The sequence below is a fragment of the Chitinophaga arvensicola genome, from assembly GCF_900110835.1.
Classification (GTDB): domain Bacteria; phylum Bacteroidota; class Bacteroidia; order Chitinophagales; family Chitinophagaceae; genus Chitinophaga; species Chitinophaga arvensicola.
The window spans coordinates 791,318-806,262 of sequence record NZ_FOJG01000001.1; the positions used below are offsets into that span (position 1 = coordinate 791,318).

The 14,945-nt window shown below is 44.7% G+C and carries 17 protein-coding genes; 6 read left to right on the forward strand and 11 right to left on the reverse strand.

What is annotated here, in order from left to right; translation table 11 throughout:
• Window positions 1-18: 18 nt before the first annotated feature.
• Entirely contained in the window at window positions 19-348 is a 330-nt protein-coding gene (locus BMW79_RS03400; protein ID WP_089890574.1) for an arsenate reductase family protein, read from the forward strand.
• A 72-nt stretch (window positions 349-420) separates the two neighbouring features.
• On the opposite strand, the gene BMW79_RS03405 is transcribed toward BMW79_RS03400, so the two are convergent.
• Complete coding sequence (locus tag BMW79_RS03405) at window positions 421-1,479, reverse strand: glycosyltransferase (protein ID WP_089890577.1); 1,059 nt, start codon at window positions 1,477-1,479, stop codon at window positions 421-423.
• 400 nt (window positions 1,480-1,879) lie between these two features.
• On the opposite strand from BMW79_RS03405, the gene BMW79_RS03410 reads away from it, so the two are divergent.
• Together BMW79_RS03410 and BMW79_RS03415 are read left to right on the forward strand one after the other, a co-directional pair.
• Window positions 1,880-2,128 (forward strand): hypothetical protein, encoded by a 249-nt coding sequence (locus BMW79_RS03410; protein WP_079471515.1) that lies wholly within the window; start codon window positions 1,880-1,882, stop codon window positions 2,126-2,128.
• 120 nt (window positions 2,129-2,248) lie between these two features.
• The gene (locus BMW79_RS03415) at window positions 2,249-3,388 is read left to right on the forward strand and encodes a formimidoylglutamase (RefSeq protein ID WP_089890581.1); all 1,140 of its coding nucleotides are present in this window, start codon (window positions 2,249-2,251) and stop codon (window positions 3,386-3,388) included.
• A 47-nt stretch (window positions 3,389-3,435) separates the two neighbouring features.
• Here BMW79_RS03415 and BMW79_RS03420 read toward each other — a convergent pair whose 3' ends face one another.
• The 9 genes from BMW79_RS03420 to BMW79_RS03460 form a co-directional block, all read right to left on the reverse strand.
• A complete protein-coding gene (locus tag BMW79_RS03420) occupies window positions 3,436-3,837 on the reverse strand; it encodes a lysozyme inhibitor LprI family protein (RefSeq protein WP_089890583.1) in 402 nt (133 codons plus the stop codon).
• Between the two features lie 85 nt (window positions 3,838-3,922).
• The gene (locus BMW79_RS03425) at window positions 3,923-4,324 is read right to left on the reverse strand and encodes a lysozyme inhibitor LprI family protein (RefSeq protein ID WP_089890586.1); all 402 of its coding nucleotides are present in this window, start codon (window positions 4,322-4,324) and stop codon (window positions 3,923-3,925) included.
• A 4-nt stretch (window positions 4,325-4,328) separates the two neighbouring features.
• Complete coding sequence (locus tag BMW79_RS03430; RefSeq protein WP_089890589.1) at window positions 4,329-5,132, reverse strand: class I SAM-dependent methyltransferase; 804 nt, start codon at window positions 5,130-5,132, stop codon at window positions 4,329-4,331.
• A gap of 13 nt (window positions 5,133-5,145) precedes the next feature.
• Window positions 5,146-5,472, reverse strand: a complete 327-nt coding sequence (locus tag BMW79_RS03435; RefSeq protein WP_089890593.1) for a helix-turn-helix domain-containing protein — start codon at window positions 5,470-5,472, stop codon at window positions 5,146-5,148.
• Window positions 5,473-5,482: 10 nt separating this feature from the next.
• Entirely contained in the window at window positions 5,483-5,824 is a 342-nt protein-coding gene (locus BMW79_RS03440; protein ID WP_089890596.1) for a type II toxin-antitoxin system RelE/ParE family toxin, read from the reverse strand.
• An 83-nt stretch (window positions 5,825-5,907) separates the two neighbouring features.
• Complete coding sequence (locus BMW79_RS03445) at window positions 5,908-7,188, reverse strand: M16 family metallopeptidase (protein ID WP_089890599.1); 1,281 nt, start codon at window positions 7,186-7,188, stop codon at window positions 5,908-5,910.
• 43 nt (window positions 7,189-7,231) lie between these two features.
• Window positions 7,232-8,470: a M16 family metallopeptidase gene (locus BMW79_RS03450; RefSeq protein ID WP_089890601.1), complete on the reverse strand. Its 1,239-nt coding sequence runs from the start codon at window positions 8,468-8,470 to the stop codon at window positions 7,232-7,234.
• A gap of 69 nt (window positions 8,471-8,539) precedes the next feature.
• Complete coding sequence (locus BMW79_RS03455) at window positions 8,540-9,412, reverse strand: aspartyl protease family protein (protein ID WP_177192023.1); 873 nt, start codon at window positions 9,410-9,412, stop codon at window positions 8,540-8,542.
• A 61-nt stretch (window positions 9,413-9,473) separates the two neighbouring features.
• Window positions 9,474-10,706, reverse strand: a complete 1,233-nt coding sequence (locus BMW79_RS03460) for an aspartyl protease family protein (protein WP_245752366.1) — start codon at window positions 10,704-10,706, stop codon at window positions 9,474-9,476.
• A gap of 135 nt (window positions 10,707-10,841) precedes the next feature.
• On the opposite strand from BMW79_RS03460, the gene mqnC reads away from it, so the two are divergent.
• The 3 genes from mqnC to BMW79_RS03475 all read left to right on the forward strand — a co-directional run bounded on the left by mqnC (window position 10,842) and on the right by BMW79_RS03475 (window position 13,458).
• Entirely contained in the window at window positions 10,842-11,966 is a 1,125-nt protein-coding gene (gene mqnC / locus BMW79_RS03465) for a cyclic dehypoxanthinyl futalosine synthase (protein WP_089890606.1), read from the forward strand.
• 207 nt (window positions 11,967-12,173) lie between these two features.
• On the forward strand, window positions 12,174-12,776 hold the full coding sequence (locus BMW79_RS03470) for a hypothetical protein (RefSeq protein WP_143059059.1): 603 nt from the start codon (window positions 12,174-12,176) through the stop codon (window positions 12,774-12,776).
• Between the two features lie 139 nt (window positions 12,777-12,915).
• Window positions 12,916-13,458, forward strand: coding sequence for a GNAT family N-acetyltransferase (locus BMW79_RS03475; protein WP_089890613.1), 543 nt, complete (start codon window positions 12,916-12,918; stop codon window positions 13,456-13,458).
• Here the strand turns inward: BMW79_RS03475 and BMW79_RS03480 are convergent.
• Window positions 13,455-14,918, reverse strand: coding sequence for an amino acid permease (locus BMW79_RS03480; RefSeq protein ID WP_089890616.1), 1,464 nt, complete (start codon window positions 14,916-14,918; stop codon window positions 13,455-13,457). The genes BMW79_RS03475 and BMW79_RS03480 overlap by 4 nt on opposite strands.
• Window positions 14,919-14,945: the final 27 nt, after the last annotated feature.

A 14,945-nucleotide genomic window follows, 5' to 3' on the forward strand; every position in this document is an offset into this window, starting at 1 on the left:
AGAAAAAAAACAAAAAGAATGAATAAAATTTATCATTTGTCGACCTGCGGAACCTGTAAGAAAATACTGGAAGAAACGAAAGCAAAGGAACGTGGATTTATTTTGCAGGATATCAAAAAGGAAAAGATTACGCCGGAGCAACTCGATGAAATGAAGGGGCTTTCCGGCAGTTATGAATCATTATTCAGCCGGAGATCGCAGCAGTATCGTCCTATGGGACTACATGAAAAAACGCTGACGGAAGATGATTACCGCAGCCTGATCCTGCAGGAATATTCTTTTCTGAAGCGCCCGGTGGCGATTACCGGTGGAAAAATTTATACCGGTGCGGATGTGAAAAATATTTAGATACGATTAACAGGTAAATAACAAAGCGGCAGTCTGTTTTCAGGCTGCCGCTTTGTGTTATGGAATAAATAGTCAGAGGGATTGTACGAATTTTTGTACCACCTGTTTGTACTGGTTCATATCCTGGTCGTGATGAAACGAGCGGAAAGGAAAGCGGGATGCTTCGTCCAATGCTGTTTTCAGATTAAACCGTTCCTGCGGAAGGGAGTAGAAGTATCCTTTTTCCATGAGGAATTCACCCAGGTATACCTGTTCCGATTGTCCGGGCGTAGGAATGAGGATGGCTTTTTTATTCAGTTTTGCGAGATCCATCAGGGTGGTATATCCTGAGCGGCTCAACACCATATCGGAAGCCAGCATGGCTTCGTTTAATTCGCTGGCATTGAGGTGGTTAATTTGCGTAACACCGGGCGCCACTTCTTCGTGTTGTGGGGTGCCTGGTTTGCCACTGACGATCAATGCGGTGATAGACAAGCTTTTAACCTGGTCAAGGATCATTTTTTCCAGGTTGGACCGCTGTGGTTCCGGACCGGAGATCAGTACCAGCAGATCGTACTTTTTTTCCACATTCGCCTTCGGCTCAAAACGGCTCAGGCATCCAATGTAAGTGGTATGCGCAGGCAATTGGGTCGGGTGTGCGAGTTCTCCGGAAAGGTTATTGCTTCCTTCAAAATCCGGGATCCAGCAGGCGCTGTATTTGTTAATAAAACGATAATTTATTTTTTGTAGTGTCCGCTCGATCCAGCCCCCAAAAGGTGTTTTAATGAGCAATTGATGGGTGATGAAAACGGTAGGAATATTTTTGTGATATAAACCGAAGCGATTATCTGAAATAACCGCATTGATTTGATACTCAGCGACTATTTTCTTCAACCACCGTTGTTCGTACTGGATGGCCCGGTAAATCTTAGGGATTTGCTGAATAATTTTTAATCCGAAAAATTGTCCTTTTTGTGCATATTGGATGCGGTATCCTGGCAATGGAAGTACGGTCAGTTGCGGAAATTCCTGCTGTAATAGGGCGGCGTGTTTGCCTTCTGCGGCAATAAAAACCTGACAACCTGCGTTTAGCATTTCATGGATGAGGGGAATATCCCGGGTGGCATGTCCAAGGCCCCAATCCAGAGGCACGATTAATATTTTTCGGGACGCAATAATTGTGGACAAATAATTTAATATTTTTTACGAATTTAGCTTAAATTACAAAAGGGCATTGTTAAGAAAAGGTAAACACTTTAGAAAGGTATTAAATAAAAGCTAGTATATAAACTGCAGTATGAAAAGTATAAAATGGATCGTAGTAGTTTTTCTTTGTGGATGTCTGGTATTGGAAGGGTGTAAAGTTTTTAAGAAAAACGATTGCGGTTGTCCTACCATGAATAAAAAAAGAATGCACTAATAAAGATCTGTTTGATAACTAAACAACGACTTTGACGACGACACAAATGACTAACAATTTTGCCTTATCTTTTTGAATTATCCTTGATACCTGGCCAAACAATATTTCGGGGAACAGTCAAATTTTTTATTCATGAAACCTGTAGATAGAGATTTATTAATCCTGCTACATGAAGATAGGTACACGGAGCAGCAGATACAATCTGCGGTGAGACAAATCAGCGAAATGCTTTCGTTGATTGAGACGATGGATTATCTCTGTGCAGTTATGGAAGTTATGGATTGTAACAAGAGTCGGATTACCAGCAAACGAACCGTGCTGGAAAAAGCAATTTCACGTAAGTCGCATAAGCCTTTCGAATTTATTATTCACAAGAACTAGTAGCTTTACCTCTACAAATTCCCGTTATAGTAGCTTTGGTCTGCTGGCCCTTATCTGTCCGGTTTTGCTTTTTTTTAAATTCTTGTTGTACGTTTGCCATCAATTAAACCCAATTTACTGATGGCAGATTTTTTGCATCTGCAGGATTTCCTACATCCTGTTTCAAAGGCATTTTTAAACGATGACCAGGAATATGATCCATTCCAGGTGGGCGGTATTATTGACGTATACGAAGAAGACCATCACCCGGATATAGACGCAGCAGATATCATCCTGCTGGGTGTAGGAGAAGAAAGAGGCAGTACTTCCGGTAAAACCAATACCGGTGGCCCGGACGCCATACGCCGCGAATTTTTCCGCTTGTACAACTGGCACCGCGATATTAAACTCGCAGATGTAGGCAATCTTTTGCCTGGCGCGTTTCTCGCAGATGCTTATGCTGCCATGAAAACAGTCATCGCTGAACTGCTGGCCGCCAATAAAACAGTGATTATCCTCGGTGGTTCCCACGATCTTACTTACCCGCAATATAAGGCCTATGCGTCGCAGCAATTAATTATTGAAGCTACTGTAGCCGACGCGCTGATTGATTTAAAAGAAGACTCCAATATACGCAGCGAGCGGTTCTTAATGGATATTCTTACAGAACAGCCTAACTATCTCCGGCATTATAATCATATCGGCTTTCAAAGCTATTTCGTGCATCCGAGGATGTTAGAAACGCTCGACAAACTCCGCTTCGATTGCTATCGCCTTGGCCGTATCCGTGAAAACATGGAAGAGGCAGAACCGGTATTACGGCATTCGGATATGTTTAGCCTGGACATCAATATTATCAGGCACACAGATGCGCCCGCCAATCAGCTTTCACCGAATGGCTTCAGTGGAGAAGAAGCCTGTTCCCTGGCCAGATACGCCGGTATGAGCAGCCGTCTCTCCTCTTTCGGCATCTATGGATATCGTCCGGAAAAAGATAAAGAACAATTAACTGCCCGCCAGATTTCACAGATGATGTGGTATTTTATGGATGGACGTGCCGTAAAAAACAAAGAAGCATTACTGGACGATCGGGATGCTTTCTGGGAATTTCATATAGCCTTCTCCGATATAGAAACGGTTTTCCTGAAGAGTAAGAAAACCGGACGTTGGTGGATGCAGTTACCAGACCGTGAATTTGTGCCCTGCGCTTACAACGACTACCTGATGGCCAGCAACAATGAAATGCCGGAACGCTGGCTGCGTCACCAGGAAAGATTATAAAACATGCTGCTCACCGGAAAGGCGTATAACCGTTCCGGTGAGCATACTTAAATATTGAGCAGGGTAGTTAATCTTTCTTTGAGAAAAGCCGCTTTGTTGTCGGTAGAAATCATTTCATCATCCAATCCTTCCATGGTGCGTTTATGCATCTTTTCTACCCTTTCATCTATCTTCTTAAAATATTCCTCCTTCTTTTCTTCCCATGCCTGTTGCTCTGTCTGTAATTTTTGCTGCCGGTTGACATTCAAACTCGAATAAAGATGTTGCAGGGTATGATGTAATAAGCTGTCGAGTTCCTTATAGTAAGTAACTGCGCAGCTGTACATTTGGTGGCTATTGCCAAGGCATTGCTGGTAGCGGTTTTCAAGTGTGTCCAGCGCTGTTGGTGATGATTGTGAATACGCTTTTGAACACAGGAAGATCGCCAGAAGAAGGATCAGGTTTCGCATAGGGACTGTGTGAATGGCAAAGATACTAAATATATTTTAAAATATAATAATATCAGTAATGCCGTTCAGTGGGTACCCTATCTGATTAATTACCTGTTTTGTCGCCGATAGAGCCGGTGCATACATCGCCCTGTGGAAGGCCATTGAGCCATACCCGTAGCGCTTCTGTGCGCTGATGTGTAAGCTCGGTGAGGTAATTGGCGCGGCACATCGGAAATACGCTGCCATAGTTTTTAGCTGCCGCCGGGTACATGGCTTTTACCTGTGCATCGCGAAACTGTATCCAGATCCGCTGTGCATCTTTCAGGTTACTGATGAATGCTTTATTTGCAGCATAATCTTTCAGTATCAGCTGGTAAATATCATTCAGCTTTTTATCTGCGTCTTTATAATCCTGTCCTGCCTGTTTGTTCATAGCCGACTGTGTTTGTGAAAAAGCCACCAGGCTGCCCGTCGTCAGTAAAAGAAAAAGGAATAAAGATTTCATATGATTAAGGTTTGAAAAATTTTAATGCATATACCATTGGTAGCTTTCCTTCCAATCCTTTGATATAAAAACGCCCGTCTTTTTCCACCGTATTCCGGAAGCAATTATAGGGAGAATAATCAAATTCCTGGAGTACCTGTAGCTGCAATCCCTGCGCCGTTAGCGCCGTTACTATTTCACTCAGCGGATGATTCCAGGAATAGGATGCATGCTGAATATTGCTATCACGGTCTGTATAGGTTCCTTCTGTTTCTTCTATAATTGTTTCCGTGTTAAAGTAGGAGTAAAAGAGCTTTTGCATGTTATCATCCATCATCCAGATCACTGGATGAAAATCAGCCATCACGAAGGAGCCGCCGGGTTTCAGAAAATGATTAACTACCCCCGCCCATTTATCCAGGTCCGGTAACCAGCCAATAGTGCCGTAAGACGTGAATACGGTATCAAAGGTTCCTGTCAGATGTTCCGGGGCGCTATAGAGGTCACAGCAAACAAAGCTGGCTTTATTTTCCAGTTCCAATTGCCGGGACAGCTCATTCGCTTTTGCAATAGCAGCATCGGAAAGGTCCACGCCTGTTGCAATGGCGCCCATTCTGACCAGCGATAAGGTATCCTGCCCGAAATGGCATTGCAGATGCAGTATCTGTTTGCCGGTTATGTTTCCCAGCAGAGGCAGCTCTATTTCTTTCAAAGAGCTTTTACCACTAAGAAAGCCGGGCATATCATAAAAATCAGAGTCTACGTGAACGGCTGTACGCTTATTCCAGAGTTCCTTATTTGTTGGTATATAATCAGGTAATGTATCCATGTTAATTGTCTTTCTAAATGAAAAGATACTCCTCATTTTCCAATTGCACTTTAAAAGTTACTTTGGCTTTTAATGCATTGAATACTTTGAGAATGGTATCCAGCCTGGCGCTGGTGGTATTGTTTTCCAGTTTTGAAATCTGTGCTTTCTGTACTCCCACCAGGGTGCCAAGTTCTTCCTGTGTGAGGTGTTGTGTTTGGCGGGCCTTTTTGATGATGTCGCCAAGCAGGTCCATCTGGAGGTCGAATTCAAATTTTTCTCTTTCGGGAGTTCCTGCAGGACCTATATGTTTATCCAATTGTTCTTCGAGCGTAAAGGTTTTTAAGGGTTTCTTTTTCATGTTTTGCGGTTTAGTACTTATTCTGAAAATACGCTTCTCTCAGACTGATTGCGCGATTGATTTCTTTTAAAGGGATTTTGTCTTGCTTTTTAATAAATCCGTGGGTAGCGATTATTAATGTCTGCTCAGAGGACGAGTTATCCCAGAATGCAAGTATTCTGTATTGAAGCCCTCCGTAATAAGTCCTGAATTCCCAGATATCGTCCCGTACTTTCTTTAGTAGTTCCGGATCATTAAGATATCTGCATTTACTAATATTGGCATATATTTTTTCTCTGGTTTTTGTGCCCAATTCATCTAAGAAATGAGCGGCGGGCGCTAGAAACAGCACCTTAAATCTGGGTTCAAACATGGACGATATGGTTTACCCAAAAATACGAAAAGTTTCCATTAATGGAAACTTTTCGTGGGGCTTATAGAGCAATTTTATCTTATTTAAATCACCACCAGTTCATAAAAATCACCTGGCGTAAAGTATTGTTTCGCCAGTTGCTGTAATTCTTCTGCGGTAATGGTTTTAATCGTTTTGATATTATTATAAAAATAATTCTCATCCAGATCATTCAGTATCAGATTTTTCCAACGTTGAATTAACTGGAAGGCGCCATCCAGATCACCAAGAATGGAACCGATCATATAGTTGCGGACCAGGTCCAGTTCTTCCTGCGGAACGGGTTCATTCTGCAGGCGCAGCAACTCTTTATAGATTTCATCGATTGTTGCTTCACAAACATCGCGACCGGCTTCGGTCTGGATATTCAGCGCGCTGGTTTGACGGAAATTATATAGCTGTGAATAGATACCATAGGTATATCCTTTTTCCTCCCTGATATTACTCATCAGGCGGGAGCCAAAGTAACCGCCAAAAATGGTATTTAATACCAGCATCTTTGGAAAGTCGGGATGGTAGCGGTTCGGAAAATGACGCGCAACACGCACGGCACCCTGTACGCCATTTTCATCATTGAAGATCCTGAACTTTTTCTCTTCCGCCGGCTGAATAGGCAGGTCCAGCTTTACCAGGTGGGTATCGCCGTTCCATTGCGTAGTGCCGAAGTACTGGTTCAGCAGCGGGATGATATTAGCAGGTAAATTACCGGCAATAAAGATTTTACAGTTGTTGTATGTGTAATGCTTCCTGTAAAAAGCGTGTAGGCTCTCTGATTGCAATGCATCGTATGCCATCATGGAGCTTACGCGGCCATATGGATGAAATTCTCCAAACAGGTATTTATCAATAAAGCGATTGGCTACAAAATCGCATTTCAGCAGGTTTACAGCCAGTTTTTGCTTTTGGTTCTGTTTGTACAGGTTCAATTCTTCTTCCGGGAATATCGGGTCCTGGATCACTTCCTGTAATACCGGCAGCAACACTTCTGTATGCTTGGTTAAACAGTGCAGTGTATAGGTAGCATTTTCATGATACGCATTACGGTTAAGGTAAGCGCCATGATAATCTATGCTTTCGTTGATTTCCTGTGCGGTGTGTTTGCTGGTACCGTTTTTCATGAGAAAGTTGGTAGCAGCGGCTTCCAGGCTTTCGCTCTCATACCAGCTGCCTGCCGGGAATACCAGTTCCAGCTGTAATGTATCCTGTTCATCAGATTTCATTACATATACAGGAATACCATTGTCCAGTTTAAACTGTTCATATGGCTTCAGTTTTATATCGAAATCCACCGCATCTTTAATGGGAGGGGCAATCGTTCTGTTCATCGTGTCTTATTTAAAGGGTGAGGGCTGTAAACAAGCCGCTGCATTAGCTTGCAGCGTAATAGTAAATGGTGTTGGAATTCTTTTCGTCCAGCAGCAGTTTCGCTTCTTCGTGTATTTCTTTTGCCGTTACTACCTCATAATTTTCGAATTCATGATTCATTAATGCGGCATCGCCGAGCAGTTCATAGAATGCGAGGTTATTTGCGCGGTTCAGTAAACTCATGTCTTCGAAAGCCAGCTGACTTTCTACGCGGTTTTTTACTTTTTGCAGTTCTCTTTCTGAAATGACTTCGTTTTGCAGTTTTTCGAGTTCTATCTGAATCGCCTTTTCTGCGTCTTTCATTTTTACGCCTTTTACCAGTTTACCTTCTATGGTCATTAAACCGGCATCCAGACTGCCAAAATGATAACAATCAATATTGCTGAATAGTTTCTTTTCTTTTACCAGTACCTGGTGCAGGCGGGAAGAACTGCCACCGCCGAGGATATCGGAGATGAGGTCTGCCGCGTAATAGCGTTTATCGGTACGGGCGTACATATGATAGCATTTGTACAGCGCGTCCAGTGGTACGCTGGCCTTTACATCCAGTTTGTGTGCCGCTTCCTGTGCCGGTTCAGCAGGCAGGTTGCGCTGGTATTTTTCCCCGGAAGGAATATCGCCAAACCATTTCTCTGCAAGGGCTTTCACCTGGTCAACGGTTACATTGCCGCCAACCGCGAGGATGGCATTTACCGGCCGGTAATACTTGAAGAAAAATGCTTTTACATCTTCCAGTTTCGCATTTTCTATATGAGAAAGTTCTTTACCAATGGTCATCCAGCGATATGGATGGGTGGTGTAAGCCAGCTCGCGCATTTTATGCCATACGTCTCCATAAGGCTTGTTGATATAGTGTTCCTTAAATTCTTCGGAAACTACTTTACGTTGCACGTCCAGGCTTTTTTCATCAAAAGCAAGCGACAACATACGATCGCTTTCCAGCCAGAAACCGGTTTCTATATTTTCAGCAGGAAGTTGAATATAGTAGTTGGTCAGATCGCTGGTAGTGTAGGCGTTGTTTTCGCCACCGGCCATCTGTAGCGGCTCATCGTAAGATGGAATATTGATGGATCCCCCAAACATCAGGTGCTCAAACAGGTGGGCAAAGCCCGTCTGTGCCGGATTTTCATCCCTCGCTCCTACATCATACAGCACATTTATTACCGCCATGGGCGTCGTATGGTCTTCGTGAACAATTACTCTCAGTCCGTTTGCCAGCGTAAACTTATTATAATGGATCATATCTTTTTATTGGTCAATATGGTAAAAATAGGGAATTACGGCTAGCTTTTAGCTCAAAACGGCAAAAAGCTACTCCAGGTACAACTCTTTCCGGTCGTAATTGATGGTGAGGGTAAAGTCTTTCCAGACGTCATAACCGATAGATCCGGCTACTTCAGTAAATACGCCCAGGTCGTCTATGTCTTTACTGTAGCTGACAGGTACTGCGGCGATGCTGTGGCCGCCCATTTCCAGTGAGGGAACCGAACTATTGATATAGTACAACACTTTCAGCATATCCTGTACCCTGTCGGTGTTGGTAGTGGGAAGAACTGTATTGAGTTTATTTTTATCGACATAGGGCCAGTTAAAGAGAATGCCGTAATCGCCCCCGGTGGTAATATGATAGTGGCCGGGAAGTCTGCGTCCATCGGGCAGCTGGATGGATGCATCGATGACAGGTGTACTGAAATTAAGCTGGAAATGCAGTAGCCGGCCAGCGTTGTTGACAGGGGTTTTGCCCTGTTTGTACAGTACAATCTGTTGTGAACGGTAGTCGATTTTTACGATATACAATTTCAGGAGTGCTACGCCAATGATGCCATCTACTGGGCCCAGGTTACTCAGGTTTTCGAGGTATACCTTTACATAAGGGAGGCGTAGTTCTTTCAGATAAAGGGCATTGATAGTGGCCATATCTGTTTTGGCCATCGCGTTGTTGGTGCCGGTCATAAACGCATTCCCGGCACTTTTCAATTGCAGGCGGGCAGCGGTAGTAGTATGAAGAATGCTTACTTCTGCGCCGGTATCAAAAATAAAATGAAGGGTGTCTTTACTGCCGGATACCAACACCGGAATGATCACCTGCCTGTTCACAAGTTGAAAAGGGATGATGGCTACTGGCTTGGTATTATCTGTTGCTGCTGCTGTGGGCGAGCCTCTGCGTTGGGCATAGGCAGGCATAAGGGCACAGCTGATTAAAATGGTTACTGTCAATAAAAAGCGCCACATGACACAAATAACGTCAAAGAATACTTTTTATTGGCAATCTTTTGATGAGTATTTCTTTGTCGCGGCTCACCAGGCAGGTGGCTTTGGTCCCGATATTCTTCAATAATTCACGGAACAGTTGGAGGTTAGGCCCCAGATTATTGTTGATGCCCATGATAATATCGCCTTTCCGGAAGCCCACTTTTTCAGCCGGAGAACCTTTGATAATATCGGTTACCTCTACTTTTCCATTGATCAGGTAAATGATCAGACCTGTATAGGAATAATCAAACATATCCCGGAAGTGCGTATTGGGGAGCATATAAATCTCCTTCTTGCCATAGTTGAGTGTGATGTTGAAACGGCGCAGCAAATCGTTTCCGATCATGCCTCCAAGAAAAGGATAGGCGGTAACGTTACTTTTATCATCAAACACATAAGTAGGAACATTCCTGAAATTGTAGTTGCCGATGCGGAATTCCGTAACAGTGGTGAGCGACATTGTCATTTTACCTCCCAACCCCTGGGCTTCTGTCTGGATAATCTTTTTGGTACGGCGTTTCTTTCCCTGTAATACGCTGCTGTCGTTTACAAACTGTGAAGAGAGCAGCAGGCACATACCGGCGCCGGTATCGAAATAGTAGCGGTTATTGATGGTGCGCACCGAATTTTTAAGCGGTGCAGATATCAGGGGAATCTGGGTAAGAGATGGTCGCAATAGTTGACCACCTCTGGGATAAGTGTATCGTCCTTTGGAATAAACGATAATCTCTTCTGTGTCATAGTCTATGGTAACAATATACCTGCTCAGGAAACTGTATCCGATGATACCATCTACCTGAATACCGTACACCTGACTGATCAGCTCGTAGTCGTTGATATGAAAATCCAGACTGTCTACCTGCAACCCGGGAAGCTTCAGGGAATGATGCCTGGCGAAGGAAACCGGTTTGGAACTGCCCAGCCCTTTGATGATACGGTCAGAGGGCTCCATTTTAATGCCCAGTCGTACACAGGTGGTGGTATCGAGCGATATGCCGGCGCTGCCGGTATCGAGAATAAACTGTAAAGTGTCGGGATAATCGCCAACCAATGCCTGGATAACTACTACTCCCCCATAATACTGTTTGAAATGGAAGCGTGTGATCAGCATAGCTTCGCGAGTACTATCGTTGTCTAACGTGGCATTTCCGGCTAGTGCGCTACTTGATATGCCGGCGGCGGCTGCCATAAGCAGCATAACGTGTAACAGAATTGATCTTAGCATACTTGGTTGATACAGGGGTGTGTATTGCTATAAATTTAACATTAAAAAGCGTTCGTATAAAATATTTTTATTACAGGCGGTTATTGGCCGAAATACTACCTTTGTTAAAGTTATTCCGAGTTAGAAACAAAGCATATGGAACTTCAGGATTTATATAAAAAGGCGCAACAATTCGAATTTCTGACAGCAGCAGAGGGTGTTTACCTGTTTGAAAATGCACCGCTGGCGGAATTGATGGAGATCGCAAATGAGTTGCGGAAGCAGCAGGTACCGCATGGAAAGGTGACCTGGCAGATAGACAGGAACGTAAATACTACCAACGTATGCACGGCCAACTGTAAGTTTTGTAACTTTTATCGCATTCCGGGCCATAAAGAGGCCTATATCACTCCCATTGAAGAATATAAAAAGAAGATAGAAGAAACCCTGAAATATGGTGGCGACCAGTTGCTGTTACAGGGAGGTCACCATCCGGAGCTGGGACTCAGCTTCTATGTAGATCTCTTCAAAGAACTGAAACGATTATATCCGGAGTTAAGGTTGCACACGCTCGGGCCCCCCGAAGTAGCGCATATCACGAAACTGGAGAAAAGTACGCACATAGAAGTACTGCGCGCCCTGCAGGAAGCTGGAATGGACAGCCTGCCCGGTGCCGGTGCTGAAATCCTGAACGATCGTGTTCGTCGCCTGATCTCCAAAGGAAAATGCGGCGCCCAGGAATGGCTGGATGTGATGCGGGCAGCACATAAACTGAATATTGCTTCTTCTGCTACCATGATGTTTGGCCACGTAGAAACAGTGCTGGAGCGTTTTGAACACCTGGTCGATATCCGGCAGGTACAGAGCGAAAAACCGGAAGGGCATTATGGCTTCACCGCCTTCATCCCATGGACTTTCCAGGATGTGGATACCTTGCTGGCCAGGATTCGTGGTGTACACAACATGACTACCGCCGAAGAGTACATCCGCATGATCGCCATGAGCCGCATCATGTTGCCGAATGTCAAAAATATCCAGGCTTCCTGGTTAACCGTGGGTAAACAGGTGGCACAACTCTGTCTTCATGCAGGCGCTAACGACTTTGGTTCTATCATGATCGAAGAAAACGTAGTAAGTGCCGCAGGTGCACCACACCGTTTCACTTATTTGTCTATGCAGGAAGCAATCCGCGAAGCTGGCTTCCAGCCGCAGTTACGTACACAACTGTACGCTTTCAGAGACCTTCCGGCAGCGATTGAAGAACAGGTGATCAACTACTAATAAAATCATCTCCATAGAAAAAGGGCATTCCGAAACCGGGATGCCCTTTTTTATTGTGCATAAATGCCTCATTAGCAAATTATTAACAAGCATCAAAGAATTGTTAAAACTGTCTTGTAGATGTTACAAAATGCTTCGTTCTACGTCTAACAGATACAATCTCACTAATAAACTAAAGGAGGGAATATGAAAAAGCTGGGTCTTATCATGGCAGGATTTGCAATCATAGCCATGGCAGCCTGCTCAAGCACCAAGGTAACGTCTTCCTGGCGTTCCAATGATGCACAGCAACTGCAGAAGGATAACAAAATAATGGTAATGGCATTGGTACCTCAGAAAGATCGTACCCTGCGCAGCCAGATGGAAAATTATACTGTATCAGAATTGAAGAGAAAGGGATATAACGCCGTATCTGCCCTGCAGACCTACGGACCCAATGGAATGAACAAGATGACAGAAAAGCAGGTGATACAGCAATTACAGGGTAGTGATGTAAACCAGATCATGACCATCGTAATGCTCGATAAAGGAAGGGAAAGGAATTTTGTTCCCAACTATCAACCTTACGGCTATTATGGCTTCTGGCCTTATTACTCTATGTGGTCTTCCAGGTTATATGCTCCCGGATATTATACTTACAACACTAAGTATCAATGGGAAGGTAACCTGTATGATCTTAAGAGCGGACAGATGTTGTACTCTGTACAGTCACAGTCTTTCGATCCGCCAACAACAGAAAGAATGGCCGTTCTGTACGCACAACAGGTAGTAAAAGATATGGCGAAACAACAATTGTTAGCAAAGCAGTAAACGATAGTAAGTGAAGAATTAATAGCCGCTTGTTTTTAGTTTTTGTACACCAAAACTAAAAATGAACGGCTATTTTGCTGCCGGCAGGTTGGATTTTACATGAAATCGATGTAAGTTTAACGCCCTTTTAAATCCAGCTATGTTCGAAATAACCGTTAATGAAAACATATTCCTCCGGCAACTGCAAGTGCAGGATGCCCCACTGGTCTATAAACAACTGGATGTATCAAGAAAAAGTCTCCGTAAGTTTTTACCCTGGGTAGATTACAACACCAACGAAGAACACTCGCTGCGCTTTATACAGCTGATGCTCCGAAAGGCAGAAGAACAGGAAGCTATCGCATTGGGTGTGTGGTACGAAGATCAGTTCTGTGGCGTTATTGACCTGCATGGATGGGATCATCAGCTGCAGAAGGCAGAAATAGGTTACTGGATAGGCGAAAGCTTTCAGCGCAAAGGCATTGCCACTGCCGCCTGCAAAGGATTAATCTCTTTTGCCTTTAGGAAATTGCACCTGAATAAAATAGAAATCCGCTTCGTATTACAGAACGAACGAAGCGCGCAAATCCCCATTAAGCTCGGATTTTCCCGTGAGGGAACGCTACGCCACAGCGCCAAACTGCACGGGCAATATGTGGATATGGTGGTGATGGGCATACTGCGGCAGGACTGGAAATACTAGTCCTTCACCTCATTCAGACTTTTCCGCACCTTACTGTTTTTCTTTCCGTAAAACTCATAGATCACCATGCCTATGGCCATCCACACGATGAGGCGCAACCAGGTATCCCATGGCAGGAAAGCCATCATCAATGCGCAGGTAAGAATACCCATGAAGGGTACAAAAGGTACCCAGGGCGTTTTGAAGGCACGGGGCGCATCCGGCATGGAATAACGCATGATCCATACGCCTGCACACACGATCACAAAGGCCAGCAGCGTGCCTATGCTGGTCATCTCCCCCACTACCCTGATAGGTACCAGTGCGGCAAACAAGCTCACAAATACACAGAAGAGGATATTGGATTTCCAGGGAGTACGATAACGGGGATGCACCTCCGAAAATACCCTGGGCAGTAATCCATCTTTCGACATACTGTAAAACACCCTCGATTGCCCCCACAGATCCACCAGGATGACAGAAGTATAACCCACTATGATAGCCAGGATAATGGCCTGGGCCAGCCAGTTATAAGGGGTATGCGCAATAGCAATGGCTACGGGGGCGGCACTGTTTTTAAACTCTTTGTAAGGCGCCAGCCCGGTGAGTACATGCGAAAAAAGAATGAAGAGTATTGTACAAACAGCCAGGGATCCCAGGATACCAATCGGCATATTGCGCCGTGGATTTTTGGTTTCCTGTGCGGCAGTACTCACGATATCGAAACCCAGGTATACAAAGAAAATAACGCCTGCGCCACGAAGAATACCGGATATACCGTATTCACCGAAGGTGCCTGTATTTTTTGGAATATAGGGGGTGAGATTGGCCGGCTGTATATATTTCCAGCCAAGGGCAATGAAAACGAGTACTACGCCTACTTTGAGTGACACCACCACTGCATTCCAGATGGCAGATCCCTTGGTGCCACGCATCAGGATGGCTGACATCAGGATGATCACCAGGGCTGCCGGTAAATTGAAGTAGCCATGTACGGTAGTGCCATCTGCCAGCTTGAATGTTTCAAAAGGAGAACGGGTATATTGTGCAGGGATATAAATGTGGTACCGGCTGAGGAATTCGACCAGGTAGTTCGACCAGCTGATGGCTACTGTGGCTGCTCCTACGGAGAACTCCAGTACCAGATCCCAGCCGATAATCCAGGCCAGACGCTCTCCCATGGTGGTGTAAGCGTAAGTGTATGCACTTCCGGCAACAGGAATCATGGAGGCAAATTCGGCATAACAAAGGCCTGCAAATGCACAGCCAATGCCCGCTACCACAAAGGAAAGCGTAACGGCAGGTCCGGCATTATTACCGGCTGCAGGTCCCGTAAGGGAAAATAGCCCCGCGCCGATAATAACACCCAGTCCCAGCATTAACAGCTGAAAGCCATTCAGCGTACGCTTGAGTGTATGCTTACTTTCATCGGCCGACTCATTGAGCAGCCATGACAAAGGCTTTTTATAATTTTGCTTCATTGTATACCCTACTGTTTTAGTGGACTA

Bases quoted from the DNA above. Each gene is read 5' to 3' on its own strand.
- BMW79_RS03400 (WP_089890574.1), top strand. From the start codon at position 19: ATGAATAAAATTTATCATTTGTCGACCTGCGGAACCTGTAAGAAAATA.
- BMW79_RS03410 (WP_079471515.1), top strand. From the start codon at position 1,880: ATGAAACCTGTAGATAGAGATTTATTAATCCTGCTACATGAAGATAGG.
- BMW79_RS03415 (WP_089890581.1), top strand. From the start codon at position 2,249: ATGGCAGATTTTTTGCATCTGCAGGATTTCCTACATCCTGTTTCAAAG.
- BMW79_RS03420 (WP_089890583.1), bottom strand. From the start codon at position 3,837: ATGCGAAACCTGATCCTTCTTCTGGCGATCTTCCTGTGTTCAAAAGCG.
- BMW79_RS03425 (WP_089890586.1), bottom strand. From the start codon at position 4,324: ATGAAATCTTTATTCCTTTTTCTTTTACTGACGACGGGCAGCCTGGTG.
- BMW79_RS03430 (WP_089890589.1), bottom strand. From the start codon at position 5,132: ATGGATACATTACCTGATTATATACCAACAAATAAGGAACTCTGGAAT.
- BMW79_RS03435 (WP_089890593.1), bottom strand. From the start codon at position 5,472: ATGAAAAAGAAACCCTTAAAAACCTTTACGCTCGAAGAACAATTGGAT.
- BMW79_RS03440 (WP_089890596.1), bottom strand. From the start codon at position 5,824: ATGTTTGAACCCAGATTTAAGGTGCTGTTTCTAGCGCCCGCCGCTCAT.
- BMW79_RS03445 (WP_089890599.1), bottom strand. From the start codon at position 7,188: ATGAACAGAACGATTGCCCCTCCCATTAAAGATGCGGTGGATTTCGAT.
- BMW79_RS03450 (WP_089890601.1), bottom strand. From the start codon at position 8,470: ATGATCCATTATAATAAGTTTACGCTGGCAAACGGACTGAGAGTAATT.
- BMW79_RS03455 (WP_177192023.1), bottom strand. From the start codon at position 9,412: ATGCCTGCCTATGCCCAACGCAGAGGCTCGCCCACAGCAGCAGCAACA.
- BMW79_RS03460 (WP_245752366.1), bottom strand. From the start codon at position 10,706: ATGCTAAGATCAATTCTGTTACACGTTATGCTGCTTATGGCAGCCGCC.
- mqnC (WP_089890606.1), top strand. From the start codon at position 10,842: ATGGAACTTCAGGATTTATATAAAAAGGCGCAACAATTCGAATTTCTG.
- BMW79_RS03470 (WP_143059059.1), top strand. From the start codon at position 12,174: ATGGCAGGATTTGCAATCATAGCCATGGCAGCCTGCTCAAGCACCAAG.
- BMW79_RS03475 (WP_089890613.1), top strand. From the start codon at position 12,916: ATGTTCGAAATAACCGTTAATGAAAACATATTCCTCCGGCAACTGCAA.
- BMW79_RS03480 (WP_089890616.1), bottom strand. From the start codon at position 14,918: ATGAAGCAAAATTATAAAAAGCCTTTGTCATGGCTGCTCAATGAGTCG.